Source organism: Pseudomonas sp. Pseusp15, assembly GCF_059492165.1.
Window position 1 is genome coordinate 708,008 of sequence record NZ_CP168523.1, and the last position, 26,399, is coordinate 734,406.

Genomic DNA, 26,399 nt, shown 5'->3' on the forward strand with positions numbered 1-26,399 from the left:
GTTTATTATTGGGAAGCCGTAATGATTGGCATAAAGAGCATTGCGAGCTACGTTCCTGTAGCCGGCGTGGACAATTACGCACAAGGTGCAAAATTCGAAAAGGATGAAGAGTTCATCCTGGGCAAGATCGGTTCGGCTTTCCTGCCGCGCAAAGACGCTGGGCAAGAAACCTCGGACCTGTGTGTCGAAGCAGTCAATGCGCTGTTCGCCAACAACCCTGAATTGAAGCGCGAAGCCATCGACGTGCTGATCGTCGTGACCCAGAACGGCGACGAAGAAGGCCTGCCGCACACCGCCGCCATCGTTCAGGACAAGCTGGGCCTGCCGACGACCGTGGCCGCGTTCGATATCTCCCTGGGCTGCTCCGGTTACGTCTACGGCATCTACGCCATCAAGGGCTTCATGGAAGCCGCAGGCCTGAAGAATGGCTTGCTGGTGACCGCCGATCCGTATTCGAAGATCGTCGACCCGGAAGATCGCAACACCACCATGCTGTTCGGCGATGCCGCCACCGCCACCTGGATGGGCGAAGACGCTCCATGGCAGTTGGGCAAGGCCAAGTTCGGCACCGACGGTTCCGGCGCGCCGCACCTGAAGGTCACCGATGGCGTGTTCTTCATGAATGGCCGTCAGGTCTTCAACTTCGCGCTGCTCAAAGTCCCTGCGCATTTGCACGAGCTGCTGGGCGACTCGGGCCTGACGGCCGACGATATCGATGCTTTCTGCATTCACCAGGGCAGCGCGGCGATTGTCGATGCCGTGGCGCGACGCTTCGAGGGCGAGCCCGAGAAGTTCCTCAAGGACATGGTCGAGACCGGTAACACCGTGTCGTCGAGCATTCCATTGCTGCTGGAAAAGCACGTGCTCGACTCCAAGTGGAAGCGTGTGGCACTCAGCGGTTTTGGTGTTGGTTTGTCCTGGGGTTCGGCGATCATCTATCGCCCTTGATCTTCTAAAAGCCGGACACAAAAAAAGCGCTCAAGGTGTAACCTTGAGCGCTATTTTTTTGCCCGAATCACAGCGAGGCGCCATGAGCGAGTTTTTTCAACCCAACGCCGAAATCATCCAGCGTCGCTGGCCGGCCGTGGCTGAGCGTCTGCTGTCTGAAGATCCGGGCCCGTTGCAGGCCGATCTGGTGGAAGGGCTCGGCTCGACCCTGAGCATCAACGGCATTCAGCTGACCAGTCGCCATGACCGTACCCGCGAAGCGCAGCTTCAAGCCGCAAGCCTGCCGGTCGACAGTCCGGTGTTGCACGTTTATGGCACAGGGCTGGGTGATCTGCAGCTGGAGCTGCTGCAGCGTTCGGGGCTGATTCAGTTACACGTACATATCCTTAACGGCGCAGTGTTTGCGCTGGTGTTGCAATTACTCGATCAGCAGCCGTGGCTCAGCGATTCGCGGGTCGAGCTGCACTACGCCGGTGATTTGGCTGAGATTTGTTTGCCGTTCTTTGCCCTGCCTTCGGAGCTGGTGCTGGCCGATGACTTCAACGCGAAGATTCGCGACCGCTTGGTCAGCGAAACCCATCTGACGTTCAACAACTGTGAGTTTGATCCGGACAATCCGGAAATCGCCGCGCGCTTGCTGGAAAGTGTCGAACAGATCCGCGTCGATAGCGACGCCGCACAATTGTTCGCCACACACGCTGGCCAGCCGATGTTCGTCATCGCCACCGGGCCGAGCCTGGAACAGCATTTCGTAACCTTGCGATCAATTCGCGGCCAGACCCAGCGACCGCTGTTCGTTTGTGTCGATACCGCTTACCGGCCGCTCATCGAGAACGGTATCAAACCGGATGTCGTCGTCACGATCGACCAGCGTATCTCGCAGCGCCATCTGCCGCCCGAGGACAGCGCAGACATTACGCTGGTCTACATGCCGCTGGTGGCTCCTGCGGTCTTGCAGGCCTGGCAAGGCAAACGCTATGTCGCCTACTCGGCAAGCCCGGTCTTTCGCGATCTGCGCAAGCAGCTCCCACGGGCAGGGTTGTTTGCAGGCGGCAGCGTGATTCATCCGGCGGTGGACCTGGCGGTGAAAATGGGTGCCAGTCAGATCACGCTGTTCGGGGCGGACTTCGCGTTCCCCAACAACAAAACCCATGCCGGTTGGGATGACGGCGACCTTGGCCCGCAATTGGTCGCGGCTCGTCATTGGGTGTTGGATGGGCATGGGCAGCGGGTCAAGACCCAGCTCAATTTCCGTAGTTACCTGTGTGAGCTGGAGCGCTATATCGCTGCGCATCCACACGTCGTCTTCTACAACAGCAGTCGAGCTGGGGCCATGATTGTCGGCACGACATTTCATCCGGAGTTCAGTCGATGAGCGAAGAGCTACTCGTTGATCAGGTCCGGCAATGTTCAGCGTTGTTTCGTCTGGGAAGGGATGTCGAGGCGGCGCTGGTCATGGTCGAGGTAGCGGAGCAGGTGCAGTCGCGGGTCGGCGGAGCAGACAGCCAGATCGCGGCCCGGTGGATGGCATTGCTGACAGGTATGCTGGATAGCCAGGAGCGACAGGACTGGCTGGCGCTCGCGGATTACCTTGAATACGAACTGGTTGATTTACTGATGGCTGTCAATTCCGCGTAATGCCGTGGCAGGTCAACGCAAGCGGGGCGTAAGGAAGGGTTGTGGCAGTTCTCTGGCGTCATTTTTTGGTGGCTGGATCGTCGCTATGGCTTGGTTTTACAGGGGGTGGCAGTGTGATGGCAAAAAATTTCAAAAATCCCCTCAAGCAACCTGCATTCGCGACGATAACTATTACGAAGGTTCTCTAGGCCATACCGGGCGGTTGCCAGGGCCGGAAGCCGTAGTACCCAACCAACGAGGAATTCGTCATGGCTTTAACAGTAAACACCAACACTACATCTCTGGGTGTTCAGAAGAACCTGAACCGTGCTTCCGACGCACTGTCGACTTCGATGACTCGCTTGTCTTCCGGCCTGAAAATCAACAGCGCCAAAGACGACGCCGCCGGCCTGCAGATCGCTACCCGTATGACCTCGCAGATCCGTGGTCAGACCATGGCTATCAAAAACGCCAACGACGGTGTTTCGATCGCTCAGACCGCTGAAGGCGCTCTGCAAGAATCGACCAACATCCTGCAGCGTATGCGTGAAATCGCAGTTCAGTCGCGTAACGACTCCAACGGCACTGCTGACCGTACCGCTCTGGACAAAGAATACCAACAGTCGGTTGCTGAACTGACTCGTATCGCTCAGTCGACTAACCTGAACGGCAAGGCGCTGCTGGACGGTACCGCTGGTGCGATGGAGTTCCAGGTTGGTTCCAACACCACCTCCGACAACCAGATCACTCTGACCCTGGCTTCGAGCTTCGACTCCAGCGCCCTGGGCATGACCGGTACTACCATTTCCGGTACCTCCAACGCAGCCAACCACTCTGCTGTAGCGTCGGCTATCTCGGCTATCGACGCCGCTCTGTCGCGAATCAACAGCACTCGTGCTGACCTGGGTGCTGCACAAAACCGTTTCTCCAGCACCATCTCCAACCTGCAAAACATCAACGAAAACGCCAGTGCTGCATTGAGCCGCGTACAAGATACCGACTTCGCTGCTGAAACTGCACAGCTGACCAAGCAACAAACTCTGCAACAAGCTTCCACCGCAGTTCTGGCTCAGGCCAACCAACTGCCATCCGCTGTACTGAAACTGCTTCAGTAATAGCTGATGAGTTTTAGCGGGGGAGCGCGCTTGTCGCGCTCTCTCGCTTTTTACTTTAAGAGGTGATGGACATGGATATGAGCGTCAAGCTGAACTTGTCTTATCCTGCGGCCCAGCAGGCGACGACTGTTGCCGATAAGCCTGCGGAAAAGCCTCGAGCGGAAACTGCGCCAGTGGTTGCCGTCAAGGAAGAAGGTAAAAAAGACCAGACCGAGCAGGAAAAACTGAAGATGGCCGTTCAGGAAATCGAAAAGTTCGTTCAGTCGGTCAAGCGTAACCTGGAGTTCTCGATTGACGAGCCTTCAGGCAAAGTTGTGGTCAAAGTGATTGCCAGTGACTCCGGTGAGGTGATTCGTCAAATCCCCAACGAAGAAGTCCTTAAGCTGGCGAACAGTTTGAATGATGCAAGCAGTCTGTTGTTCAGCGCAAAAGTCTGACAACTGGCACGAATTTTGTTGCTATGTTCTTTTGGGCGTTGTAGTGGTCAAAAGGCCGGCGACACACTGAAGGGAGTTCCACATGGCAAGTCCAATTCTACCGGGCACGGGCTTAGGCTCCGGTATTAATACCGGTGATATCGTCAAGGCTCTGGTCAACGCCGACAAGGCGGCCAAGCAGAATCAGATCGATCGTCAGACGACCACCAATACTGCGCAGATTTCCGGTATTGGTACTCTCAAAAGTGTCCTGGCGAACTTCCAGGCTGCAATCAAGAAGCTGCAAGATACGCAAGCTCCGCAGTTCCTGGGTTACAACGCCACGTCCGCCGACGCGAAAGTATTGACCGCTGTGGCGAGCAACACGGCTGTCAACGGTTCCTACGTGGTCAAGGTCAATAACCTTGCGACCTCGTCCAAAGTGGCCACCGCGGCCTTTGCCGGCGGTGCCAGCAGCGCCGTTGCGAGCGGCACGCTCAATATCACGCAAAATGGCGTATCCAGTTCTGTCACCATTCCGGCCGGCGCGACGTTGCAGTCGGTTCGCGATGCGATCAACACCCAGCAGGGCGCGAACGGTTTCAGCGCCAACATCGTGACCGACTCGTTTGGCTCACGTCTGGTGATGGGGTCCACGGCGACCGGTGCGGGCTCCGACATCACCCTCAGCGGTATCGCGGGTCTGGAGATCAATGCCGGCCAGCAAATGGGTGCAGCACCGACAGCGACTTCGGCGGGTGCCATCGGCGATTTCGCGGTGGACGCCAGTTTCACCGTGGACGGGCTCGCGCTGACTAGCAAAAGCAACAAGGTTGACTCGGCTATTTCCGGCTTGACCCTGAATTTGGTCGCCGGTGGTACCACGACGGTGACGGTTGGCCCGAACAGTGATGGCCTGAAAAAATCCATCCAAGCTTTCGTTGATGCTTATAACCAGGTTGTGACCAATGTCAATACGCTGACCAAGCCTTCCCTGGATAGCAATGGCAAGCCGACCGTTGCTGCAGCACTGACCGGTGACCCGTTGGCGCGCAGCGTTCTGGCATCGATTCGTACGCCGTTGGTCACAACGGGGGCGGGTGACAAACTCACTGTTCTGTCGCAATTGGGTATCACCACCAATCAGAAAACCGGTGCGCTGGATTTCGATAGCACCAAGTTCTCGACCGCGATGGATACCCAGAAGCTCGGTGGTGAAGTTCAGAAGCTGTTCCTGGGCGATCCGACGGCGACTGGCGATGCCTCCATGGGGCTGTTGACGCGCATGAACGATGCAATCACGCCTTACACGGTCACTGGCAGTGATGGGATCCTGGACACCCGTTCGACCAACCTGGCCAAGGCCAAGACGAATCTGGCCAGCCAGCAGGCAGCCCTGGATCGTCGGGTCGAGACGCTGACGGCGGTGTTGACCAAGAAGTACAACGATATGGATTCCCTTGTCGGCAAGCTGAAGGCAACGGCGAGCAATATTACTTCGATGTTCGATGCGATGAACGCACAGAAGAACGCTTCATAGCGCCTAAACGCCAAAAGCCCGGCAGCGGATTCCGCTTGTCGGGCTTTTTTAGTTTCGGATTAAAGATTTTTGACGCTATGTCGATAGCTTGATTATACGAATCACAGAGTTTTGGATGAGGTAAACATGAACCCGATGTTAGCCCTTCGGCAGTACCAGAAGATTGGCGCGCAAGCCCAGACTTCCGAGGCCAGTCCTCATCGTCTGGTGCAAATGCTCATGGAAGGCGGTCTGGATCGCATCGCTCAGGCCAAAGGTGCCATGGAGCGCAAGGATGTCGCCAATAAGGGTGTTTTTATCGGCAAGGCCATCGGCATTATCGGTGGTTTGCGAGAGGGGCTGGACCTGGAGAAACAGGCGGAGTCCGTCAGTGAGCTGGATAGTCTCTACGCTTACATGATGAAGCGTCTGGCGGAAGCCAACCTCAGGACCGATCCAAAAATCCTCGACGAAGTCGCCGACCTGCTTCGTACGGTCAAAGACGGTTGGGATGCCATTGGCGCACCTGCTCCCCAGTTTTAAGGAGATCACCATGAGTCTTGTATTGCAGCGAATCGAGCATACCCGGGACGCCCTGGTCGAGGCATTGGCCGAGCGTAACTGGGAAGCCATCGGTGAATTGGACCTGGCTTGCCGTTCCTGCATGGAAGACGTCTTGAGTGAAGCTACGGTGGACGAGACCGCGTTGCGCGAAAACCTGGAGGAGTTGCTGGGGGTGTATAAACAGCTCCTGGAAGCGGCGACGGGGGAGCGACAAGCGATAGTCGACGAGATGTCGCAGATCCACCAAGCACAGAACGCGGCAAAGGTTTACCATCTGTTTGGTTAATTAACCCTCAGTTAATCCAAACATAGTGCGCCATAAATTTGACTGTGCACGGTTTTTTGACTTAACTAGTGGCTGGTTCCAGATTTCAGGCGTCTACAGGCACAACGTGTCTGCAAGCGTCTAGCTTGCCCCTCATTTTGGGCATTGAGTTGACTAGGGAAGTTGCTATTGCATGTGGCGTGAAACCAAAATTCTGCTGATTGATGACGATAGCGTCCGCCGCCGCGATTTGGCGGTGATTTTAAATTTTCTCGGCGAAGAAAATTTACCCTGTGGCAGCCATGACTGGCAGCAGGCGGTCGGCTCTCTGTCATCAAGTCGTGAAGTAATCTGTGTCCTAATCGGGACGGTAAATGCTCCTGGTGCACTTTTGGGCCTGTTAAAGACACTCTCAACCTGGGATGAGTTCCTTCCAGTTTTGTTAATGGGCGATAATTCTTTCATTGACTTGCCGGAAGACCAGCGTCGCCGAGTGCTTTCGACGCTCGAAATGCCGCCCAGCTACAGCAAACTGCTCGATTCGTTGCACCGTGCCCAGGTCTATCGCGAGATGTATGACCAGGCCCGTGAGCGCGGTCGTCACCGTGAACCGAATCTTTTCCGCAGCCTTGTCGGCACCAGCCGGGCGATTCAACACGTCCGTCAGATGATGCAGCAAGTCGCCGACACCGACGCCAGCGTGCTGATCCTCGGTGAGTCCGGCACTGGCAAGGAAGTGGTCGCGCGCAATCTGCACTACCACTCCAAGCGTCGTGAAGCGCCGTTCGTTCCGGTCAACTGCGGGGCGATTCCGGCCGAGTTGCTGGAAAGCGAATTGTTCGGTCACGAGAAGGGTGCCTTCACCGGGGCGATCACCAGCCGTGCCGGGCGTTTCGAGCTGGCCAACGGCGGTACGCTGTTCCTCGACGAAATTGGCGACATGCCGTTGCCGATGCAGGTCAAGCTGTTGCGCGTCTTGCAGGAGCGCACGTTCGAGCGCGTGGGCAGCAACAAGACCCAAAGCGTCGATGTGCGGATCATCGCGGCAACCCACAAGAATCTCGAAAGCATGATCGAGATCGGCACGTTCCGCGAAGACCTCTACTATCGCCTGAACGTGTTCCCGATCGAGATGGCGCCACTGCGCGAGCGCGTCGAAGACATCCCGTTGCTGATGAACGAGTTGATCTCGCGCATGGAACACGAGAAGCGCGGCTCGATCCGGTTCAACTCGGCGGCGATCATGTCGCTGTGCCGTCACGGCTGGCCGGGCAACGTTCGCGAGCTGGCCAACCTGGTGGAGCGCATGGCGATCATGCACCCGTACGGGGTGATCGGCGTGGTCGAGTTGCCGAAGAAATTTCGCTACGTCGATGACGAAGACGAGCAGTTGGTCGACAGCCTGCGCAGTGATCTCGAAGAGCGGGTGGCCATCAACGGTCATACCCCGGACTTCACCGCCAATGCGCTGCTCCCGCCGGAGGGCCTGGACCTGAAAGACTACCTCGGCGGTCTGGAGCAAGGGTTGATTCAGCAGGCGCTGGATGACGCCAACGGCATTGTGGCGCGGGCGGCTGAACGGCTGCGTATTCGTCGCACGACCCTGGTGGAAAAGATGCGCAAGTACGGCATGAGTCGTCGAGATGGTGATGAACAGGCGGATGATTGACGCCTGTTTTTCAACCCCTTCATTTATAGGCAATTTTTTTTAGGCACGGGTATTGCTACGTCCCTCGCAACGTTCCGTTTAACTGACGGTCACCACGCGAGAGAGCACAATGCCCCAAGCCGCCCAGATGTCTCCTGTCCCTGATGTTTCGGGGCAACCGTCGTCCGTAGAGCAGGCAAGCCGGCTTGGCCTTGAGCAGGCGTTTGCGCTGTTCAACCAGATGTCGAGCCAATTGACCGATTCCTACAGCATGCTCGAAGCCCGGGTCACCGAGCTCAAGGGTGAGCTGGCGGTGGTCAGCGCCCAGCGCATGCAGGAGCTGGCGGAAAAAGAGCGTCTGGCCAACCGGCTGCAAAACCTCCTCGATCTATTGCCCGGCGGCGTCATCGTCATCGACGCCCAAGGCATCGTGCGTGAAGCCAATCCTGCTGCGTGTGAGCTGCTCGGCTTACCCCTCGAAGGTGAGCTGTGGCGCCACGTCATTGCGCGATGCTTTGCGCCGCGTGAAGACGACGGTCACGAAATCTCCCTCAAGGACGGTCGGCGCCTGTCGATCGCTACCCGCTCGCTGGATGCCGAACCCGGTCAGTTGGTGTTGCTCAACGACCTGACTGAAACCCGTCATCTGCAAGATCAACTCGCCCGCCACGAACGCCTGTCGTCTCTGGGGCGGATGGTCGCCTCGTTGGCCCATCAGATTCGTACGCCGTTGTCCGCCGCGTTGCTCTATGCCAGTCATTTGACTGAGCAGGAACTACCGGTCGCCACGCAGCAGCGTTTTGCCGGCCGCCTGAAAGAGCGACTGCATGAGCTGGAACACCAAGTGCGCGACATGCTGGTGTTCGCTCGCGGTGAGCTGCCGTTGACCGATCGTATCACTCCAAAAATGCTGATGCAGTCGCTGCAAGCGGCGGCGCTGACTCTTGTTCAGGATCTGCCGGTGCGCTGGCAATGCGACAGTCATGCCGGTGAGTTGCTGTGCAATCGCGATACGCTGGTCGGAGCGATCCTCAATCTAATCGAAAACGCCATTCAGGCCAGCGCCGGCGACGTCCGTTTGAAGGTTCACCTGTATACCCGCGACAACAACCTGCGCGTATCGGTCAGCGACAGCGGCAGTGGTATCGACACGAAGGTGTTGGCACGTTTGGGCGAGCCGTTTTTTACCACCAAAACTACCGGCACCGGTCTGGGTCTGACCGTGGTCAAGGCAGTGGCCCGTGCTCATCAGGGAGAATTGCAGTTACGTTCGCGGCCGGGGCGCGGTACTTGCGCGCAGGTGATCCTGCCGCTTTTTGCGGGTGAGCAGCCCTGCGCTCAGGGAGTGAAGTGAAGGACATGGCCATCAAGGTTTTACTGGTCGAGGACGATCGCGCGCTACGGGAAGCACTGGCCGATACGCTGGTGCTTGCCGGACACGCTTACAAGGCGGTCGGTTCGGCGGAAGAGGCGCTGGCTGCAGTGGGCGCCGAGGCATTTAGCCTGGTGGTCAGTGACGTCAACATGCCGGGCATGGACGGTCATCAGCTGCTTGGATTGCTGCGGGCTCGTCAGCCGCAACTGCCGGTGTTGTTGATGACCGCTCACGGTGCGGTCGAACGTGCGGTCGACGCCATGCGTCAGGGTGCGGCGGATTACCTGGTCAAGCCGTTCGAGCCCAAAGCCTTGCTCGACCTGGTGGCGCGTCACGCCTTGGGCAATCTCGGCGCGACCGAGAGCGAGGGGCCTGTGGCGTTCGAGCCGGCCAGTGCGCAATTGCTGGAATTGGCCGCGCGCGTGGCGCGCAGTGATTCCACGGTGTTGATCTCCGGTGAGTCCGGGACCGGCAAGGAAGTGCTGGCGCGTTACATCCATCAGCACTCCCATCGCGCCAGTCAGCCATTCATTGCGATCAACTGCGCAGCGATTCCGGACAACATGCTTGAAGCCACTTTGTTCGGTCACGAAAAAGGTTCGTTCACCGGCGCCATCGCGGCGCAGGCCGGCAAGTTCGAGCAGGCCGATGGTGGGACGATCCTGCTCGATGAAATTTCTGAAATGCCCCTCGGCCTGCAGGCTAAGTTACTGCGCGTATTGCAGGAGCGCGAAGTCGAACGAGTCGGCGCACGCAAGCCGATCACGCTGGATATTCGAGTGGTCGCTACCACTAACCGTGACCTGGCCGGTGAAGTGGCGGCGGGGCGTTTCCGCGAAGATCTTTACTATCGCCTGTCGGTGTTCCCGTTGGCCTGGCGTCCGCTGCGTGAGCGCACCGCCGACATCCTGCCGCTGGCCGAGCGCCTGCTGGCCAAACACGTCAATAAAATGAAGCATGCCGCGGCAAAGCTTTCGCCCGAGGCGCAGGCCTGCCTGATCGGCTATCCATGGCCGGGCAACGTGCGTGAGCTGGATAACGCGATCCAGCGGGCCTTGATTCTGCAGCAGGGCGGTTTGATCCAGCCGCAGGATTTTTGTCTGGCCGGGCCCGTGGCGTGTGCGCCATTGCCAGCATTGGCGCCGGCGCCTGCACGAGCAGTGGAAGTCGAAGCCGAATCGGCGGGCGCCCTCGGCGATGACCTGCGGCGCCGTGAGTTCCAAATGATCATCGACACCTTGCGCGCCGAGCGCGGCCGCCGCAAAGAAGCCGCCGAGCGACTGGGCATCAGCCCGCGCACCTTGCGCTACAAGCTGGCGCAGATGCGCGATGCCGGAATGGATGTGGAAGCGTATTTGTTCGCCACGTAACGGTCGGCATACAAAAGCACAGGAGAGCTTTTGTTTAGAGCGGCCACGGAGCTGGCACCCTTGTTGCTAACACCTCACTACTCGCCGAGTGAGTGTCAAAAAATTGCGAGTAGCCAAAGAGAGCAGACCATGAGCCAAGGTATTGAATTCAACCGGTTGATGCTGGATATGCGCGCCATGCAAATGGATGCCATGTCTGCGCCGAAATCGACTGCCGCAGTCCCTGAAGTGGGTGGCAGCAGCTTTGCCGACATGCTCGGTCAGGCCGTCAATAAAGTGAACGACACCCAGCAGGCGTCCAATCAGTTGGCCAGTGCCTTCGAGATCGGTAAAAGCGGCGTCGACCTGACGGACGTGATGATTTCCTCACAGAAGGCCAGCGTGTCTTTTCAGGCACTGACCCAAGTGCGTAACAAGCTGGTTCAGGCTTACCAAGACATCATGCAGATGCCGGTTTAAGGACGAGATTGAGTCATGGCAGAAGCAATCGCCGATAATGTTCCGGCCAAGGCCACTCCAATAGACGGTAAACCGCCGCTGTTCGGGTTGTCTTTCCTGGAAAACCTCTCCGAGATGACCATGTTGCGTCAGGTGGGCCTGTTGGTCGGCCTGGCTGCGAGCGTGGCGATTGGTTTTGCCGTGGTGTTGTGGTCCCAGCAGCCGGACTACCGGCCTCTATACGGCAGCCTTGCCGGCATGGACGCCAAACAGGTCATGGAAACCCTGGCCGCCGCCGACATTCCCTATACCGTCGAACCGAATTCCGGTGCCTTGCTGGTCAAGGCCGATGACCTGTCCCGTGCGCGGCTCAAGCTCGCGGCCGCTGGTGTCACTCCCAGCGACGGCAATATCGGTTTCGAGATTCTCGACAAGGAGCAGGGGCTGGGTACCAGTCAGTTCATGGAGGCGACCCGCTATCGTCGCGGCCTCGAAGGCGAACTGGCCCGGACCATCTCCAGCCTGAACAACGTCAAGGGTGCCCGCGTGCACCTGGCGATTCCGAAAAGTTCGGTGTTCGTGCGTGACGAGCGCAAGCCAAGCGCTTCGGTTCTGGTTGAACTGTATTCCGGTCGCTCGCTGGAGCCGGGCCAGGTCGTCGCCATCATCAATCTGGTGGCGACCAGCGTTCCCGAACTGAGCAAATCGCAGATCACTGTTGTCGACCAGAAGGGCAACCTGCTGTCGGATCAGGCGGAAAACTCCGAGCTGACCATGGCCGGCAAGCAGTTCGATTACAGCCGTCGCATGGAAAGCATGCTGACTCAGCGCGTGCATAACATCCTGCAACCGGTGCTGGGCAACGACCGCTATAAAGCCGAAGTCTCGGCCGATGTGGATTTCAGCGCCGTCGAATCGACTTCCGAGCAGTTCAACCCGGATCAACCGGCGTTGCGCAGCGAGCAGTCGGTCAACGAACAACGTACCGCCAGCAATGGCCCGCAAGGTGTGCCGGGTGCCTTGAGCAACCAGCCGCCGTCGCCTGCCTCGGCGCCGCAAACCACTGGTGGCGCCACTGCGTCGGCCGGCATGGTGCAGCCAGGCCAGCCACTGCTTGATGCCAACGGTCAGCAGATCATGGACCCGGCCACTGGTCAGCCGATGCTGGCGCCGTACCCGGCCGACAAGCGTCAACAATCCACCAAGAACTTCGAACTCGACCGTTCCATCAGTCACACCAAACAACAGCAGGGCCGTTTGAATCGCCTGTCGGTGTCGGTGGTGGTGGACGATCAGGTCAAGGTCAACGCAGCCAATGGCGAAACTACGCGGGCGCCGTGGAGCGCCGATGAATTGGCGCGCTTCACTCGCCTGGTGCAGGACGCGGTCGGTTTCGACGCCAGCCGTGGCGACAGCGTCAGCGTGATCAACATGCCGTTCTCCGCCGAGCGCGGTGAAGTGATCGCCGATATTCCGTTCTATTCCCAGCCGTGGTTCTGGGACATCGTCAAGCAAGTGCTGGGTGTGTTGTTCATCCTGGTGCTGGTGTTCGGTGTGCTGCGTCCGGTGCTCAACAACATCACCGGTGGCGGCAAAGGCAAGCAACTCGCGGCCTTTGGCAGCGACGTGGAACTCGGTGGCATGGGTGGCCTGGACGGCGAACTGGCCAACGACCGCGTCAGCCTCGGTGGCCCGACCAGCATCCTGCTGCCGAGCCCGAGCGAAGGCTATGACGCACAGTTGAACGCAATCAAGAGTCTGGTGGCAGAAGATCCGGGTCGCGTGGCCCAGGTCGTGAAAGAGTGGATTAACGCAGATGAGTGATAACCGAGCCGCTGTCGCCAAACTGTCCCGGGTTGATAAAGCCGCGATTCTGCTGCTGTCCCTGGGTTCTACGGATGCCGCACAAGTGCTGCGCCACATGGGGCCCAAAGAGGTCCAGCGTGTGGGCGTGGCCATGGCCCAGATGGGTAACGTGCACCGCGAGCAGGTCGAACAGGTCATGAGCGAGTTCGTCGACATCGTCGGCGACCAGACCAGCCTGGGCGTCGGCTCCGATGACTACGTGCGCAAAATGCTCACCCAGGCCCTGGGCGAAGACAAGGCCAACGGCCTGATCGACCGGATCCTGCTGGGCGGCAACACCAGTGGCCTCGACAGTCTGAAGTGGATGGAACCGCGCGCCGTCGCCGACGTGATCCGTTACGAGCACCCGCAGATCCAGGCGATCGTGGTGGCGTACCTTGATCCGGACCAGGCCGGTGAAGTGCTGGGCAACTTCGACCATAAGGTGCGGCTGGACATCATCCTGCGGGTGTCTTCGCTGAACACCGTGCAGCCGGCGGCCCTGAAAGAGCTCAACCAGATTCTCGAGAAGCAGTTCTCCGGCAACTCGAATGCCTCGCGCACCACCCTGGGTGGCATCAAGCGCGCGGCAGACATCATGAACTTCCTCGACAGCTCGATCGAAGGTCAGCTGATGGACTCGATCCGCGAAGTCGACGAAGACCTTTCCGGTCAGATCGAAGATCTCATGTTCGTGTTCAACAACCTGTCCGATGTCGACGACCGCGGTATTCAGGCGCTGTTGCGCGAAGTGTCCTCGGACGTCCTGGTGCTGGCCCTCAAAGGCTCGGACGAAGGCGTCAAGGAAAAGATCTTCAAGAACATGTCCAAACGAGCGGCCGAACTGTTGCGCGACGACCTCGAGGCCAAAGGCCCGGTGCGTGTCAGCGACGTGGAAACGGCGCAGAAAGAAATCCTCACCATTGCCCGCCGTATGGCCGAAGCCGGAGAAATCGTTCTCGGCGGGAAGGGCGGCGAAGAGATGATCTAAGGTCACTATGTCGTCCAAACATGATGAGTCCCAGACCGACCTGATCCGTGGCAAGGCCGTCGCAGGTTTCGATGTCTGGGCGCTGCCCAGCTTCGACCCGTTTGTGCCGGAACCCGAGCCGGAGCCTGAACCCGAACCGCCGGAAATGGAAGAAGTGCCGCTGGAAGAAGTCCAGCCACTGACCCTCGAAGAGCTCGAAAGCATTCGCCAGGAGGCTTACAACGAAGGCTTTGCGGTTGGCGAGAAAGAAGGTTTCCATAGCACCACGCTCAAGGTCCGTCAGGAAGCCGAAGTGGCCCTGACGGCCAAGATCGCGCACCTGGAACAGTTGATGGCCAACCTGTTCGAGCCCATTGCCGAGCAGGACACCCAGATCGAAAAGTCGCTGGTCGACCTTGTACAGCACATCACCAAACAGGTTATTCAGCGCGAGCTGGCCATCGACTCGACGCAGATCGAACACGTCATGCGTGAGGCGCTCAAGCTCTTGCCGCTGGGCGTGGGCAACGTGCGGCTGTACGTCAATCCGCAGGATTTCGAACAGGTCAAAGCCCTGCGCGAGCGCCATGAAGAAACCTGGCGCATCGTCGAGGACGAGTCCTTGTTGCCGGGCGGTTGCCGGGTCGAGACCGAACACAGCCGTATCGATGCGACCATCGAAACCCGTGTGACCCAGGTCATGGCCAAGCTGTTCGACCAATTGCACGATCAGGCGTTGCACCCGGCCGAGCCGGACCTCAGCCTGGAATTGCCGATCGACAAGAAGCCTGCCGTCATCCCGGTCGAACCGGAACTGGACCATCCCGATGCGCCTTGATCGCACCAGCTTCGCCAAACGCCTCGGCAGCTACGCCGAGGCCACGGAGCTGGCTGGCGCGCCGATCCTCGAAGGTCGCCTGTTGCGCATGGTCGGCCTGACCCTCGAAGCCGAAGGTTTGCGCGCCGCCATGGGCAGCCGCTGCATGGTCATCAACGATGACAGCTATCACCCGGTGCAGGTCGAAGCCGAAGTCATGGGCTTCTCCGGCAGCAAAGTCTTTCTGATGCCGGTCGGCAGCGTCGCCGGCATTGCGCCAGGCGCACGCGTGGTTCCCCTGGCGGACAACGGTCGCTTGCCGATGGGCATGAGCATGCTCGGGCGGGTGCTCGATGGCGCCGGTCGTGCGCTGGATGGCAAGGGCGGGATGAAGGCTGAAGACTGGGTGCCAATGGACGGCCCGACCATCAACCCGCTCAAGCGTGACCCGATCAGCCAGCCGCTTGACGTGGGCATTCGCTGCATCAACGGTTTGTTGACGGTCGGTCGCGGTCAGCGCCTCGGGCTGTTCGCCGGTACCGGCGTCGGCAAGAGTGTGCTGTTGGGCATGATGACCCGTTTCACCGAGGCCGACATTATCGTGGTCGGGCTGATCGGTGAGCGGGGTCGAGAAGTTAAAGAGTTCATCGAGCACATCCTCGGTGAAGAAGGGCTCAAGCGTTCGGTGGTGGTGGCTTCGCCGGCGGACGATGCGCCGCTGATGCGTTTGCGCGCGGCCATGTACTGCACGCGGATCGCCGAGTATTTCCGCGACAAGGGCAAGAATGTCCTGTTGCTGATGGATTCCCTGACCCGTTTCGCTCAGGCCCAGCGGGAAATCGCCCTGGCCATCGGCGAACCGCCGGCGACCAAGGGCTATCCGCCGTCGGTGTTTGCCAAGTTGCCGAAACTGGTGGAGCGGGCCGGTAACGCCGAAAAGGGCGGCGGCTCGATCACCGCGTTCTACACGGTATTGTCTGAAGGCGATGACCAACAGGACCCGATCGCCGACTCGGCGCGGGGCGTGCTTGACGGGCACATCGTGCTGTCCCGGCGTCTGGCCGAGGAAGGGCATTACCCGGCCATCGACATCGAAGCGTCCATCAGTCGGGTCATGCCGTCGGTGGTCGGTATCAAACACCTGAACCACGCGCAGATGTTCAAGCAATACTGGTCGCGCTACCAGCAGAGCCGCGACCTGATCAGTGTCGGCGCCTACGTGCCCGGCGGTGACCGGGAAACCGACACAGCGATCAATCTGCAACCGGCCATGTCCCTGTACCTGCGCCAGGGCTTGAACGACAACATCAGCATGGGCGCCAGCGAAAACCATCTTGCTTCGGTCTTCGCGCCAGCGCCAGGCGGTTAACCGGTCATGGCCTCGAGTCGCGCGGCACGCCTGGCGCCTGTGGTGGACATGGCTGAAAAGGCCGAGAAAACCGCCGTCCAGCGCCTGGGGCACTTCCAGGGCCAGGTTCGTTTGGCGGAAAGCAAACTCGCCGACCTCGAAGCCTTCCGTCTCGACTACCAGGAACAATGGATCGTGCGCGGCAGTGGCGGCGTTTCGGGTCAGTGGCTGCTGGGCTATCAGGGTTTTCTCGCGCAATTGGGCACGGCCATCGACCAGCAGCGCCAGAGCTTGAACTGGCATCAAAACAACCTGAACAAGGCCCGAGAAGCCTGGCAACAGGCATTTGCCAGGGTCGAAGGCTTGCGCAAACTGGTTCAGCGCTACATGGATGAGGCACGGCAACTGGAAGACAAGCGCGAGCAGAAGTTGCTGGATGAATTGTCCCAGCGGTTGCCGCGTCAGGATTCGTATTGAGTGTTGGTTTCAAAGGATTGCAGCCTACGGCAGCACCTGCACGGGTGCATGCAAACCTGATTCCGGAGACGCTGTCGAAGGCTGCGATCTTTTGACCTTGCCCCAGCCCCCGGCAAGTGCTAAACCTTGTACACGTACGTTCGCCAATGACAAGGAAGCCGTGAAATGTCAGTCGTTACAGAAGTATCCCCGGATGGGCAAAAGTTGACGATTTCGGTTAAGGGGCGATTCGATTTCGGTCGTCATCAGGAGTTTCGTGAGTCCTACGAGCGACTCAACCAGAAACCCGAGTCCATCGTCGTAGATCTGAAGGACGCCACGTATCTCGACAGTTCGGCGCTGGGCATGTTGCTTTTGCTGCGCGATCACGCCGGTGGCGACAACTCCGATATTCGTGTCGTCAACAGCAGTAGCGATGTGAAGAAAATCCTCGCCATCTCCAACTTCGACAAGCTGTTCGACATCAGTTGACTGTCATGCAGCCGCTCGAGCCGCTGACGATTCTGATCGCCGAAGACAGTGCGGCCGATCGTATGCTGCTGTCGACTATCGTCCGTCGTCAGGGTCATGAAGTGCTGACAGCCAGTAATGGCGCCGAGGCGGTCGAGGCGTTTCGCTCACAGCGGCCGCACCTGGTGCTGATGGACGCCATGATGCCGGTGATGGATGGCTTCGAGGCCGCGCAGCAGATCAAGGCGCTGGCCGGCGAAACCCTGGTGCCGATCATCTTTCTGACGTCGCTGACCGAAAGCGAAGCCCTGGCTCGTTGTCTGGAGGCCGGGGGCGACGACTTTCTGGCAAAGCCTTACAACCAGGTGATCCTCGCGGCCAAGATCAAGGCAATGGACCGCCTGCGGCGTTTGCAGGCCACGGTGCTGGAGCAGCGCGACCTGATCGCCAGGCACCATGATTACCTGCTCAACGAGCAGCGAGTGGCCAAAGCCGTGTTCGACAAGGTGGCCCACTCCGGTTGCCTGAATGCGCCGAACATCCGTTATCTGCAATCGCCCTATGCGCTGTTCAACGGCGATCTGTTGCTGGCCGCGTTTACCCCGGTCGGCGACATGCATGTGTTACTCGGTGATTTCACCGGCCATGGTTTGCCGGCCGCTGTCGGTGCCATGCCGTTGGCCGAAGTTTTCTATGGCATGACCGCCAAGGGTTATGGCTTGTCCGAAACCCTGCGCGAGATGAACGCCAAACTCAAACGTATCCTGCCGGTCGACATGTTCTGCTGCGCGACCCTGCTGCGCCTGAGCTTTCAGCGAGGGTCGGTGGAGGTCTGGAACGGCGGGATGCCGGACGGCTATTTGCACAACGCCACCAGCGGCGAGCGTACAGCGCTCACGGCACGGCACTTGCCGCTGGGTGTGCTGAGCCCGCAAACCTTCGATGACCGCACCGAGGTGTTCCCGATGGCTGTCGGGGATCGGGTGTTCCTGTTGTCTGATGGAGTGATCGATACTTGCGATGCCAATGAGCAGTTATTTGGCGTAGAGCGATTGGAGCAGGTGTTTGCAGCCAATCGTCAGCCCGATACGCTGTTCGAAGAAATCGAGCAGGCTCTGCGGGACTTTCGCGGCGAGGCTCGCGATGACGTGAGCATGGTTGAGGTCAGCCTGTTGGATGCGGCGCAACTGAGCCCGCCAGCACCGGTATATTCCGACAGCGGTCAGTCCTGCCCGCTGGACTGGTCGGTGAGTTTCGAATTTCGCGCCGCCACCCTCAAACGCTTCAACCCGCTGCCGTACCTGTTGCAATTGCTGTTTGAGGTGCACGGCCTGCGCGCTCAAAGTGGTGCGCTCTACAGTGTGCTGGCAGAGCTTTACTCCAACGCCCTGGAGCATGGCGTGCTAGGTCTGGATTCGAGTCTCAAGCGCGATGCTTCGGGTTTTGCGCGTTATTATCAGCAGCGCAGTGCGCGCCTGGACGAATTGCAGGACGGCTATGTGCGGGTACATTTGCAGGTGACGCCCAAAGGCGAAGGCGGTTGCCTGACTGTTCGAGTCGAAGACAGTGGCAAGGGCTTCGATGTGGTGCGGGTGATGGAGCGTCCCGTCGATGATGTCCGTTTGTCGGGACGTGGAGTCAGTTTGATCCGACAGTTGAGTCATCATGCGAGCTGGTCCGATAATGGGCGCAGTGCTCGCGTGGAGTTTTTCTGGGAGGCTCAGGCATAATCCCGGGCATTCTTGATCAAAGGAGTGAACAAGTGGACAACACACATCTGGATCGTGACGTGCTGAGCGCGTTGCAAGAAGTTATGGAGGATGGGTATCCAGAATTGCTCGATACCTTTCTCAGCGATTCCGAAGAGCGATTGAGCTTGCTGCGCAAGGCTGACGATGCCGATCGGTTAGGTGCCACGGCGCACAGTTTCAAGGGCAGCAGCAGCAACATGGGCGCGACTCGGTTGGCTGAGCTGTGCCATGAGCTGGAGCAGCGAGCCAAAGAGAAAAAACTCGAAGGCATAGAAGCGCTGGTTGGAGAGATCGACGGCGAATTCGCGATTGTTCGACCGCTTTTTGAGGCAGAGCGCCAACGTTCCCTGGCTGAATAAGACAACCATCCAGCGCTTTTGGCGGCCAGCGAACAAAGCTGGCTCGACCCTTGCAGTCAACTCACTCAACTGTACCTACGATCCCAGTGCAGCGGAGACCGTTCCATGCCCGTTACCCCCAACATTCTTATTCAGGCCGCTGCTGCGGCCAAGACTCAAGCCGCGTCCGCCAATACACCGGCGTCGACGGTTGAGCCCGGGGACAAGGCGTCCAGCTTCGCTGAGGTCTACGCCAATCAAGCCCAGAACAAGCCTTCGGCTACGGCGGACGGATCGGCTAAACCTGTACGTGACAAAGCCTCGGACAACACTGGCAAAAAGGACGTGGGCAACGACTCGTCTGCCGCCCAGGAACCGACGGTTGCCGATAGCGGCAAATCCTTGCCCGCCGATAAACCGGCGCAGGCCGATGCCAAGACCGCCAGCGATGACGCGCCGGATACCGCTGAGCCGACGACGCCGGTAGTCGATACCGCGACTGTCGATCCAGCCCTCGATCCGGCGTTGATGCAAGTGGTGCAGCCGGTGCTGCCAGCCCCTGTACCGGAAACCCCACCGGTTGTCGCCGCTGTGCAGTCAACCGTACAAGCACCCGTCGCGGCCGCCGTTACCGCAACAGCGACGCCGGCCGTTGCGACCACCGATCCTGATTTCGATCCCGAAGCCGATCCTCTTGATGCGCTGCCGGCCGTGCGTATGGCGTTGGAGCAGAGCGGGCACGTTTCGGCCGCCAGCCAGGCTCAGCCAAAAGCGGCGCCGACTCAGGCTCACGTCGACGGCGAGCTGACCTCGGCACAGAACTTTGCTGCAGGCATGGCGAGCATGCTCGACGTGCAGGCTGATCAGGACAGCACCAGCCAGGGCGGCGAGAAGGCGTTCAGTGGCCTGATCGATGACGGCCTCAAGGATCTCAAGTCCGCCAGCAGCGACACCCGTGTCGATGACTTCGCCAATCGTCTGGCGGCTCTGACCCAAGCGGCAACACCCAAGACTGCCAATGCATTGCCGGTGAACCAACCGATCGCCATGCATCAGAGCGGTTGGACCGAAGAGGTGGTCAACCGGGTCATGTACCTGTCCAGCGCCAATCTCAAGGCGGCGGATATCCAGTTGCAACCGGCCGAACTGGGACGCCTCGATATTCGGGTGAACATGGTTCCGGATCAGCAGACCCAAGTGACCTTCATGAGCGCTCACCCAAGCGTTCGCGAAGCACTCGACGGGCAAATGCATCGCCTGCGAGACATGTTCGCGCAGCAGGGCATGGGCCAGGTCGACGTCAACGTTTCCGATCAGTCCCGTGGCTGGCAGGGCCAGGGCCAGGGGCAGGAACAGGCTCAACAGGGGCAGGGCGGGCGCACCAATGCCAGTGGCGGTCGCCTCGATTCGATGGATGAAGAGCTTCCTGCGACGGTCGCTGATGTGGCCGCCAACACCACCAGCGTGATCGGCACCAGCGCGGTCGATTATTACGCCTGATAAATCAGGACGCCCCCTCAAAAGATCGCAGCCTTCGCCAGCTCCTTGTATCTACGGGTGTACACCATCCAAATGCAGGAGCTGCCGAAGGCTGCGATCTTTTGATTTTCGTTGCCTGCCTGCCGCCTCCACATAGCCCCAGACACTTCTGGCATAACACTTGCTCTTGCCTTGCCGTGCGACTGTGAAAACCCGAATAGTGACGGATTATTGGCATGGCGAAGAGTGAAGCAGTAGTAAAAGACCCCGCAACCAAAGGCAAAATCAAGCTGATCATTGTGATCGTCGTGGCCCTGCTGCTCGCGATCGGCTTGTCCGTGGGGGCGACCTGGTTCTTCATGCACGGCGCCCAGAGCAAGCCTGCCGCCGCGACTGAAACCGCTGTGGTCGGCAAGCAGCCGGCGATCTTCGAGCCAATGGCTCCAGCCTTCGTGGCCAACTACACCCAGAACGGCCGTCAGCGCTACATGCAGGTGAGCATCACCATGCAGGGGCGTAATCAGGCTGATCTGGAGGCGCTCAAAGTCCACATGCCAGTGATCCGCAATAACCTGGTCATGCTGTTTTCCGGTCAGGATTTCGCCACGCTGGCGACCCCGGTCGGCCAGGAGATGTTGCGTCAGAAAGCCACGGCCAGCGTTCAGGAAGTGGCGCAGAAAGAGCTGGGCAAAGTGGTGGTCGAACAGTTGCTTTTCACTAATTTCGTACTGCAGTAGGAACACGACATGGCCGTGCAGGACCTGCTGTCCCAGGATGAGATCGATGCGCTGTTGCATGGCGTCGACGATGGTCTGGTACAGACCGATAACGCTGCCGAACCCGGCAGTGTCAAAAGCTACGACCTGACCAGCCAGGATCGCATCGTCCGTGGACGCATGCCGACGCTGGAAATGATCAACGAGCGTTTCGCCCGCTACACCCGCATCAGCATGTTCAACATGCTGCGCCGCTCGGCGGACGTTGCCGTCGGTGGCGTGCAGGTGATGAAGTTCGGTGAATACGTGCACTCGCTGTACGTGCCGACCAGCCTCAACCTGGTCAAGATCAAACCGCTGCGCGGCACCGCGCTGTTCATCCTCGACGCCAAACTGGTGTTCAAGCTGGTGGACAACTTCTTCGGCGGCGACGGCCGTCACGCGAAGATCGAAGGGCGTGAATTCACCCCCACCGAACTGCGTGTGGTGCGCATGGTGCTGGAACAGGCTTTCGTCGATTTGAAGGAAGCCTGGCAGGCGATCATGGAAGTGAACTTCGAGTACATCAACTCGGAAGTGAACCCGGCCATGGCCAACATCGTCGGGCCGAGCGAAGCCATTGTGGTGTCGACGTTCCACATCGAACTCGATGGCGGTGGCGGCGACCTGCACGTGACCATGCCTTACTCGATGATCGAGCCGGTGCGCGAGATGCTCGATGCCGGCTTCCAGTCGGACCTCGACGATCAGGACGAGCGCTGGATCAACGCCTTGCGCCAGGACGTGCTGGACGTCGACGTACCGATCGGTGCCACCGTTGCCCGCCGCCAGCTGCGCCTTCGCGACATCCTGCACATGCAGCCCGGCGACGTGATCCCGGTCGAGATGCCGGAAGAAATGATCATGCGCGCCAACGGCGTGCCGGCCTTCAAGGTCAAGATGGGCTCGCACAAAGGCAACCTCGCGTTGCAAGTGATCGAGCCGATCGAGCGCCGCTGACAGGCGCTCGTACCCCCCCTACGCATTTAACTGAATTGTTGCCCGCCGAGGACAAATGATGAACGACGATATGAACGCCCAGGACGACCAGGCACTGGCCGACGAATGGGCTGCGGCCCTGGAAGAGACCGGTGACGCCGGGCAGGCTGACATTGATGCGCTGCTGGCGGCCGATGCCGGTACGTCGGGCTCCAACCGTCTGCCGATGGAAGAGTTCGGCAGCGTGCCGAAGAACAACGATCCAGTGACGCTGGACGGTCCGAACCTGGACGTGATCCTTGATATCCCGGTGTCGATTTCCATGGAAGTCGGCAGCACCGACATCAACATCCGCAACCTGCTGCAACTCAACCAGGGTTCGGTGATCGAGCTCGATCGCCTGGCCGGCGAGCCGCTGGACGTGCTGGTCAACGGCACGCTCATCGCCCACGGCGAAGTGGTAGTGGTCAACGAAAAGTTCGGCATCCGCCTGACCGACGTGATCAGCCCAAGCGAACGCATCAAGAAGCTGCGCTGAGTGAACAAGGTTCTTGCGGTTCTGTTGGCCTTGCCATCCAGCGTGCTGGCGGCCGAGTCGGTGACGACTGCTGCGACAGCGGCCGCCGCGCCAGCTGTCAGCAGTGGTGTGGCCGGGCAATTGACGCAATTGGTGTTCGGCTTGCTGCTGGTGTTGGGGTTGATCTTCTTCCTCGCCTGGCTGCTACGCCGGGTTCAGCAGGCCGGCCCGGCGGGCAAGGGGCAAGTGATCGAGTTGATCGGTTCCCGAGCCCTCGGCCCCCGTGACCGCTTGATGCTGGTACAGGTCGGCAACGAACAGATTCTGCTCGGCCTGAGCCCCGGCACCATCACCGCGTTGCATGTGCTCAAGGAGCCGGTACAAGTGCCGGGCGCAACCGAGAAAGCGACTCCGGAGTTTGCCCAGCGTCTGTTGGAGATGCTTGGCAAGGATCAGAAGGATAAGAAGTAATGGGTGCGTTACGCATCGTCTTGACGCTGGCCCTGATGCTGGCTGCGCCACTGGCGTTCGCCGCCGATCCGTTGTCGATCCCGGCGATCACCCTGGGCACCAATGCCAATGGCGCCCAGGAATACTCGGTCAGCCTGCAAATCCTGCTGATCATGACGGCGCTGAGTTTCATCCCGGCGTTCGTCATGCTGATGACCAGTTTTACCCGGATCATCATCGTGTTCTCGATCCTGCGTCAGGCTCTGGGCTTGCAGCAGACACCGTCGAACCAGATCCTCACCGGCATGGCGCTGTTCCTCACCATGTTTATCATGGCGCCGGTGTTCGATCGGGTGAATCAGGATGCCTTGCAGCCGTATCTGGCGGAGAAACTCACCGCTCAGGATGCTGTCGCCAAGGCTCAGGTGCCGATCAAGGACTTCATGCTGGCCCAGACTCGCAGCAGCGATCTGGAGCTGTTCATGCGCCTGTCCAAGCGCACTGATATTGCTACGCCGGATCAGGCGCCGCTGACGATTCTGGTGCCGGCGTTCGTGACCTCGGAACTGAAAACCGCGTTCCAGATTGGCTTCATGATCTTCATTCCGTTCCTGATCATCGACCTGGTGGTGGCCAGTGTGCTGATGGCGATGGGTATGATGATGCTCTCGCCACTGATCATTTCCCTGCCGTTCAAAATCATGCTGTTCGTGCTGGTGGATGGCTGGGCGTTGATCATCGGCACGTTGGCCAGCAGCTTCGGCGGTGTTTCACCATGACGCCCGAAGTTGCCGTGGACATCTTTCGCGAAGCGCTGTGGCTGACCACCATGATGGTCGCCGTGCTGGTGATTCCGAGCTTGCTGGTGGGGCTGTTGGTGGCGATGTTCCAGGCGGCCACGCAGATCAACGAACAGACCCTGAGCTTCCTGCCGCGTCTGCTGGTGATGCTGGTGACGCTGATCGTTGCCGGCCCGTGGCTGGTGCAGACTTTCATGGAATACATTCTTCAGCTGTACCACAGCATTCCTCAGGTCATCGGTTAAGCCATGTCGCTGCTGCAACTGACCGATACCCAGATCAGCACCTGGGTGGCGACGTTCATGTTGCCGCTGTTTCGCATCGGCTCGTTGCTGATGGTCATGCCGATTTTCGGCACGACGCTGGTGCCCAAACGCGTGCGTTTGTACTTCGCGCTGGCGATCACTGTGGTCATCGCACCGGGTCTGCCGCCCATGCCCGCGGTCAACGCGCTGGACTTGAGTGCGATGCTGCTGATTGCCGAGCAGATCATCATCGGTGCGGTTCTCGGTTTCTCCTTGCAACTGTTCTTCCAGGCGTTCGTGGTCGCCGGGCAAATTGTCGCGATCCAGATGGGCATGGGCTTCGCTTCGATGGTCGACCCTACGAACGGCGTGTCAGTGGCGGTGATCGGGCAGTTTTTCACCATGCTGGTGACGCTGTTGTTTCTGTCGATGAACGGCCACTTGGTGGTGTTCGAAGTCCTCACTGAAAGCTTCACCACGCTGCCGGTCGGTGGCGGGTTGATGGTCAATCATTTCTGGGAACTGGCCGGCAAGCTCGGCTGGGTGCTTGGTGCGGCGCTGTTGCTGGTGCTGCCGGCGATCACCGCGTTGCTGGTGGTCAACATTGCGTTTGGCGTGATGACCCGGGCGGCGCCGCAGCTGAACATCTTCTCGATCGGTTTCCCGCTGACCCTGGTACTTGGACTGTTCATCGTCTGGGTCGGCCTGGCGGACATTCTCAATCAGTATCAACCGCTGGCCGCCGAGGCCTTGCAGTTGTTACGCGAACTGGCACAGGCGCGCTGAGTCATGGCTGAGAGCGAAAGCGGTCAGGACAAAACAGAAGACCCCACGGAGAAACGCAAAAAGGACTCCCGTGAGAAGGGTGAGATTGCGCGCTCCAAGGAGCTCAACACCCTGGCGGTCATGCTCGCCGGCGCCGGTGGGCTGCTGATTTTTGGTGGCGCCCTGGCCCAGGATTTGATGGAGCTGATGCGCATGAACTTCTCGCTCTCGCGAGAGGTGATTCTGGATCAGCGCTCCATGGCGACTTATCTGCTGCATTCGGGACAGATCGCCTTGTTCGCGATTCAGCCGGTGATGATCACCTTGCTGCTGGCCGCGCTGATCGGCCCGATTTCCCTGGGGGGCTGGCTGTTTGCGGCTGGCTCCATGGCGCCCAAGTTCAGTCGCATGAATCCTGCCGCAGGGCTGAAACGAATGTTCTCGGCCAAGGCGCTGGTGGAGCTGCTCAAGGCTCTGGCGAAGTTTTTCATCGTGTTGTTCGTGGCGTTGGCGGTCTTGTCGTCGGACATCGACGATCTGCTGCGCATCGCTCATGAGCCGTTGGACATGGCGATCATTCACAGCCTGCAAGTGGTCGGCTGGAGCACCTTGTGGATGGCTTGCGGGCTGATCATCATCGCGGCGGTCGACGTGCCGGTGCAGCTCTGGGAAAGCCACAATAAGCTGCTGATGACCAAGCAGGAAGTGCGTGACGAGCACAAGGATCAGGAGGGGCGGCCGGAGGTCAAACAGCGCATTCGCCAGTTGCAGCGCGAGATGTCGCAGCGGCGAATGATGGCCGCGATCCCCGACGCCGACGTGGTCATCACCAACCCGACCCACTACGCCGTGGCGCTCAAGTACGATCCGGAGAAGGGTGGTGCGCCGATGCTGATCGCCAAGGGTAGCGACTTCCTGGCCTTGAAGATCCGCGAAATCGCCGTGGCCAACCAAGTGCAGTTACTCGAATCGCCCGCCCTGGCGCGTTCGATTTACTACTCCACGGAACTGGATCAGGAAATTCCAGGTGGGCTGTATCTGGCGGTGGCTCAGGTATTGGCGTACGTCTACCAGATCCGCCAGTACCGCGCGGGCAAGGGCAAACGTCCGGATCCGCTGAAAGATGATTTGCCGATTCCGCCGGATCTGCGGCGCGATTCCTGATCGGGTCTACGGTT

Annotated in this window: 29 protein-coding genes; all 29 read left to right on the forward strand. The window is 59.5% G+C overall.

What is annotated here, in order from left to right; all coding sequences use genetic code 11:
• Positions 1-21 precede the first annotated feature (21 nt).
• The gene (locus ACEN8R_RS03325; protein WP_018925031.1) at positions 22-948 is read left to right on the forward strand and encodes a ketoacyl-ACP synthase III; all 927 of its coding nucleotides are present in this window, start codon (positions 22-24) and stop codon (positions 946-948) included.
• Positions 949-1,030: 82 nt separating this feature from the next.
• Complete coding sequence (locus ACEN8R_RS03330; protein WP_018925032.1) at positions 1,031-2,323, forward strand: motility associated factor glycosyltransferase family protein; 1,293 nt, start codon at positions 1,031-1,033, stop codon at positions 2,321-2,323.
• Positions 2,320-2,586 carry a hypothetical protein gene (locus ACEN8R_RS03335; protein WP_018925033.1) on the forward strand — a complete coding sequence of 89 codons (267 nt, stop codon included), beginning with the start codon at positions 2,320-2,322 and terminating at the stop codon, positions 2,584-2,586. Before ACEN8R_RS03330 ends, ACEN8R_RS03335 begins: the two co-directional genes overlap by 4 nt.
• A gap of 248 nt (positions 2,587-2,834) precedes the next feature.
• On the forward strand, positions 2,835-3,680 hold the full coding sequence (locus tag ACEN8R_RS03340) for a flagellin domain-containing protein (RefSeq protein ID WP_018925034.1): 846 nt from the start codon (positions 2,835-2,837) through the stop codon (positions 3,678-3,680).
• A gap of 71 nt (positions 3,681-3,751) precedes the next feature.
• The gene (locus ACEN8R_RS03345) at positions 3,752-4,117 is read left to right on the forward strand and encodes a flagellar protein FlaG (RefSeq protein WP_026286326.1); all 366 of its coding nucleotides are present in this window, start codon (positions 3,752-3,754) and stop codon (positions 4,115-4,117) included.
• An 82-nt stretch (positions 4,118-4,199) separates the two neighbouring features.
• The gene (fliD, locus tag ACEN8R_RS03350) at positions 4,200-5,636 is read left to right on the forward strand and encodes a flagellar filament capping protein FliD (protein WP_018925036.1); all 1,437 of its coding nucleotides are present in this window, start codon (positions 4,200-4,202) and stop codon (positions 5,634-5,636) included.
• A gap of 126 nt (positions 5,637-5,762) precedes the next feature.
• The gene (gene fliS, locus ACEN8R_RS03355) at positions 5,763-6,158 is read left to right on the forward strand and encodes a flagellar export chaperone FliS (RefSeq protein WP_018925037.1); all 396 of its coding nucleotides are present in this window, start codon (positions 5,763-5,765) and stop codon (positions 6,156-6,158) included.
• Between the two features lie 10 nt (positions 6,159-6,168).
• Positions 6,169-6,465 (forward strand): flagellar protein FliT, encoded by a 297-nt coding sequence (gene fliT / locus ACEN8R_RS03360; protein ID WP_018925038.1) that lies wholly within the window; start codon positions 6,169-6,171, stop codon positions 6,463-6,465.
• Positions 6,466-6,637: 172 nt separating this feature from the next.
• Positions 6,638-8,113 carry a sigma-54 dependent transcriptional regulator gene (locus ACEN8R_RS03365; RefSeq protein ID WP_026286327.1) on the forward strand — a complete coding sequence of 492 codons (1,476 nt, stop codon included), beginning with the start codon at positions 6,638-6,640 and terminating at the stop codon, positions 8,111-8,113.
• A gap of 127 nt (positions 8,114-8,240) precedes the next feature.
• Complete coding sequence (locus ACEN8R_RS03370) at positions 8,241-9,446, forward strand: sensor histidine kinase (protein WP_167331170.1); 1,206 nt, start codon at positions 8,241-8,243, stop codon at positions 9,444-9,446.
• A gap of 5 nt (positions 9,447-9,451) precedes the next feature.
• A complete protein-coding gene (fleR, locus tag ACEN8R_RS03375; RefSeq protein ID WP_026286328.1) occupies positions 9,452-10,837 on the forward strand; it encodes a sigma-54-dependent response regulator transcription factor FleR in 1,386 nt (461 codons plus the stop codon).
• 129 nt (positions 10,838-10,966) lie between these two features.
• Entirely contained in the window at positions 10,967-11,296 is a 330-nt protein-coding gene (fliE, locus tag ACEN8R_RS03380; protein WP_018925042.1) for a flagellar hook-basal body complex protein FliE, read from the forward strand.
• 15 nt (positions 11,297-11,311) lie between these two features.
• A complete protein-coding gene (gene fliF / locus ACEN8R_RS03385) occupies positions 11,312-13,099 on the forward strand; it encodes a flagellar basal-body MS-ring/collar protein FliF (protein WP_018925043.1) in 1,788 nt (595 codons plus the stop codon).
• A complete protein-coding gene (gene fliG / locus ACEN8R_RS03390) occupies positions 13,092-14,111 on the forward strand; it encodes a flagellar motor switch protein FliG (RefSeq protein WP_003184041.1) in 1,020 nt (339 codons plus the stop codon). Before fliF ends, fliG begins: the two co-directional genes overlap by 8 nt.
• A 7-nt stretch (positions 14,112-14,118) precedes the next feature.
• Entirely contained in the window at positions 14,119-14,928 is an 810-nt protein-coding gene (fliH, locus tag ACEN8R_RS03395; protein ID WP_018925044.1) for a flagellar assembly protein FliH, read from the forward strand.
• Positions 14,918-16,276, forward strand: coding sequence for a flagellar protein export ATPase FliI (fliI, locus tag ACEN8R_RS03400; RefSeq protein ID WP_018925045.1), 1,359 nt, complete (start codon positions 14,918-14,920; stop codon positions 16,274-16,276). Before fliH ends, fliI begins: the two co-directional genes overlap by 11 nt.
• Positions 16,277-16,282: 6 nt before the next feature.
• Positions 16,283-16,732: a flagellar export protein FliJ gene (gene fliJ / locus ACEN8R_RS03405; protein WP_018925046.1), complete on the forward strand. Its 450-nt coding sequence runs from the start codon at positions 16,283-16,285 to the stop codon at positions 16,730-16,732.
• Between the two features lie 165 nt (positions 16,733-16,897).
• Entirely contained in the window at positions 16,898-17,203 is a 306-nt protein-coding gene (locus ACEN8R_RS03410) for an STAS domain-containing protein (RefSeq protein ID WP_018925047.1), read from the forward strand.
• A gap of 5 nt (positions 17,204-17,208) precedes the next feature.
• On the forward strand, positions 17,209-18,912 hold the full coding sequence (locus ACEN8R_RS03415; protein WP_018925048.1) for an ATP-binding SpoIIE family protein phosphatase: 1,704 nt from the start codon (positions 17,209-17,211) through the stop codon (positions 18,910-18,912).
• Between the two features lie 32 nt (positions 18,913-18,944).
• A complete protein-coding gene (locus ACEN8R_RS03420; protein ID WP_018925049.1) occupies positions 18,945-19,292 on the forward strand; it encodes an Hpt domain-containing protein in 348 nt (115 codons plus the stop codon).
• 105 nt (positions 19,293-19,397) lie between these two features.
• Complete coding sequence (locus tag ACEN8R_RS03425; protein ID WP_018925050.1) at positions 19,398-20,771, forward strand: flagellar hook-length control protein FliK; 1,374 nt, start codon at positions 19,398-19,400, stop codon at positions 20,769-20,771.
• A gap of 215 nt (positions 20,772-20,986) precedes the next feature.
• Positions 20,987-21,487 carry a flagellar basal body-associated protein FliL gene (gene fliL, locus ACEN8R_RS03430; RefSeq protein WP_018925052.1) on the forward strand — a complete coding sequence of 167 codons (501 nt, stop codon included), beginning with the start codon at positions 20,987-20,989 and terminating at the stop codon, positions 21,485-21,487.
• Between the two features lie 9 nt (positions 21,488-21,496).
• Positions 21,497-22,465, forward strand: a complete 969-nt coding sequence (fliM, locus tag ACEN8R_RS03435; protein WP_007938639.1) for a flagellar motor switch protein FliM — start codon at positions 21,497-21,499, stop codon at positions 22,463-22,465.
• A gap of 58 nt (positions 22,466-22,523) precedes the next feature.
• On the forward strand, positions 22,524-22,982 hold the full coding sequence (gene fliN, locus ACEN8R_RS03440; RefSeq protein WP_007938642.1) for a flagellar motor switch protein FliN: 459 nt from the start codon (positions 22,524-22,526) through the stop codon (positions 22,980-22,982).
• A complete protein-coding gene (gene fliO, locus ACEN8R_RS03445) occupies positions 22,983-23,432 on the forward strand; it encodes a flagellar biosynthetic protein FliO (RefSeq protein ID WP_018925053.1) in 450 nt (149 codons plus the stop codon).
• Positions 23,432-24,190, forward strand: coding sequence for a flagellar type III secretion system pore protein FliP (gene fliP, locus ACEN8R_RS03450; RefSeq protein ID WP_007938646.1), 759 nt, complete (start codon positions 23,432-23,434; stop codon positions 24,188-24,190). Before fliO ends, fliP begins: the two co-directional genes overlap by 1 nt.
• Positions 24,187-24,456, forward strand: a complete 270-nt coding sequence (gene fliQ / locus ACEN8R_RS03455; protein ID WP_007938648.1) for a flagellar biosynthesis protein FliQ — start codon at positions 24,187-24,189, stop codon at positions 24,454-24,456. Before fliP ends, fliQ begins: the two co-directional genes overlap by 4 nt.
• A gap of 3 nt (positions 24,457-24,459) precedes the next feature.
• Positions 24,460-25,242, forward strand: a complete 783-nt coding sequence (gene fliR, locus ACEN8R_RS03460) for a flagellar biosynthetic protein FliR (protein ID WP_018925054.1) — start codon at positions 24,460-24,462, stop codon at positions 25,240-25,242.
• 3 nt (positions 25,243-25,245) lie between these two features.
• Complete coding sequence (gene flhB / locus ACEN8R_RS03465; protein WP_018925055.1) at positions 25,246-26,385, forward strand: flagellar biosynthesis protein FlhB; 1,140 nt, start codon at positions 25,246-25,248, stop codon at positions 26,383-26,385.
• Positions 26,386-26,399 lie beyond the last annotated feature (14 nt).

What these genes read in the sequence shown, in the direction of transcription:
- ACEN8R_RS03335 (WP_018925033.1), top strand. Translation starts at nt 2,320, where the DNA reads ATGAGCGAAGAGCTACTCGTTGATCAGGTCCGGCAATGTTCAGCGTTG.
- flhB (WP_018925055.1), top strand. Translation starts at nt 25,246, where the DNA reads ATGGCTGAGAGCGAAAGCGGTCAGGACAAAACAGAAGACCCCACGGAG.
- fliF (WP_018925043.1), top strand. Translation starts at nt 11,312, where the DNA reads ATGGCAGAAGCAATCGCCGATAATGTTCCGGCCAAGGCCACTCCAATA.
- ACEN8R_RS03370 (WP_167331170.1), top strand. Translation starts at nt 8,241, where the DNA reads ATGTCTCCTGTCCCTGATGTTTCGGGGCAACCGTCGTCCGTAGAGCAG.
- fliD (WP_018925036.1), top strand. Translation starts at nt 4,200, where the DNA reads ATGGCAAGTCCAATTCTACCGGGCACGGGCTTAGGCTCCGGTATTAAT.
- fliT (WP_018925038.1), top strand. Translation starts at nt 6,169, where the DNA reads ATGAGTCTTGTATTGCAGCGAATCGAGCATACCCGGGACGCCCTGGTC.
- fliJ (WP_018925046.1), top strand. Translation starts at nt 16,283, where the DNA reads ATGGCCTCGAGTCGCGCGGCACGCCTGGCGCCTGTGGTGGACATGGCT.
- fliH (WP_018925044.1), top strand. Translation starts at nt 14,119, where the DNA reads ATGTCGTCCAAACATGATGAGTCCCAGACCGACCTGATCCGTGGCAAG.
- fliQ (WP_007938648.1), top strand. Translation starts at nt 24,187, where the DNA reads ATGACGCCCGAAGTTGCCGTGGACATCTTTCGCGAAGCGCTGTGGCTG.
- ACEN8R_RS03330 (WP_018925032.1), top strand. Translation starts at nt 1,031, where the DNA reads ATGAGCGAGTTTTTTCAACCCAACGCCGAAATCATCCAGCGTCGCTGG.
- fleR (WP_026286328.1), top strand. Translation starts at nt 9,452, where the DNA reads ATGGCCATCAAGGTTTTACTGGTCGAGGACGATCGCGCGCTACGGGAA.
- fliR (WP_018925054.1), top strand. Translation starts at nt 24,460, where the DNA reads ATGTCGCTGCTGCAACTGACCGATACCCAGATCAGCACCTGGGTGGCG.
- fliP (WP_007938646.1), top strand. Translation starts at nt 23,432, where the DNA reads ATGGGTGCGTTACGCATCGTCTTGACGCTGGCCCTGATGCTGGCTGCG.
- fliS (WP_018925037.1), top strand. Translation starts at nt 5,763, where the DNA reads ATGAACCCGATGTTAGCCCTTCGGCAGTACCAGAAGATTGGCGCGCAA.
- ACEN8R_RS03325 (WP_018925031.1), top strand. Translation starts at nt 22, where the DNA reads ATGATTGGCATAAAGAGCATTGCGAGCTACGTTCCTGTAGCCGGCGTG.
- ACEN8R_RS03425 (WP_018925050.1), top strand. Translation starts at nt 19,398, where the DNA reads ATGCCCGTTACCCCCAACATTCTTATTCAGGCCGCTGCTGCGGCCAAG.
- ACEN8R_RS03365 (WP_026286327.1), top strand. Translation starts at nt 6,638, where the DNA reads ATGTGGCGTGAAACCAAAATTCTGCTGATTGATGACGATAGCGTCCGC.
- fliI (WP_018925045.1), top strand. Translation starts at nt 14,918, where the DNA reads ATGCGCCTTGATCGCACCAGCTTCGCCAAACGCCTCGGCAGCTACGCC.
- fliM (WP_007938639.1), top strand. Translation starts at nt 21,497, where the DNA reads ATGGCCGTGCAGGACCTGCTGTCCCAGGATGAGATCGATGCGCTGTTG.
- ACEN8R_RS03340 (WP_018925034.1), top strand. Translation starts at nt 2,835, where the DNA reads ATGGCTTTAACAGTAAACACCAACACTACATCTCTGGGTGTTCAGAAG.
- ACEN8R_RS03345 (WP_026286326.1), top strand. Translation starts at nt 3,752, where the DNA reads ATGGATATGAGCGTCAAGCTGAACTTGTCTTATCCTGCGGCCCAGCAG.
- ACEN8R_RS03415 (WP_018925048.1), top strand. Translation starts at nt 17,209, where the DNA reads ATGCAGCCGCTCGAGCCGCTGACGATTCTGATCGCCGAAGACAGTGCG.
- fliL (WP_018925052.1), top strand. Translation starts at nt 20,987, where the DNA reads ATGGCGAAGAGTGAAGCAGTAGTAAAAGACCCCGCAACCAAAGGCAAA.
- fliN (WP_007938642.1), top strand. Translation starts at nt 22,524, where the DNA reads ATGAACGACGATATGAACGCCCAGGACGACCAGGCACTGGCCGACGAA.
- fliE (WP_018925042.1), top strand. Translation starts at nt 10,967, where the DNA reads ATGAGCCAAGGTATTGAATTCAACCGGTTGATGCTGGATATGCGCGCC.
- fliG (WP_003184041.1), top strand. Translation starts at nt 13,092, where the DNA reads ATGAGTGATAACCGAGCCGCTGTCGCCAAACTGTCCCGGGTTGATAAA.
- ACEN8R_RS03410 (WP_018925047.1), top strand. Translation starts at nt 16,898, where the DNA reads ATGTCAGTCGTTACAGAAGTATCCCCGGATGGGCAAAAGTTGACGATT.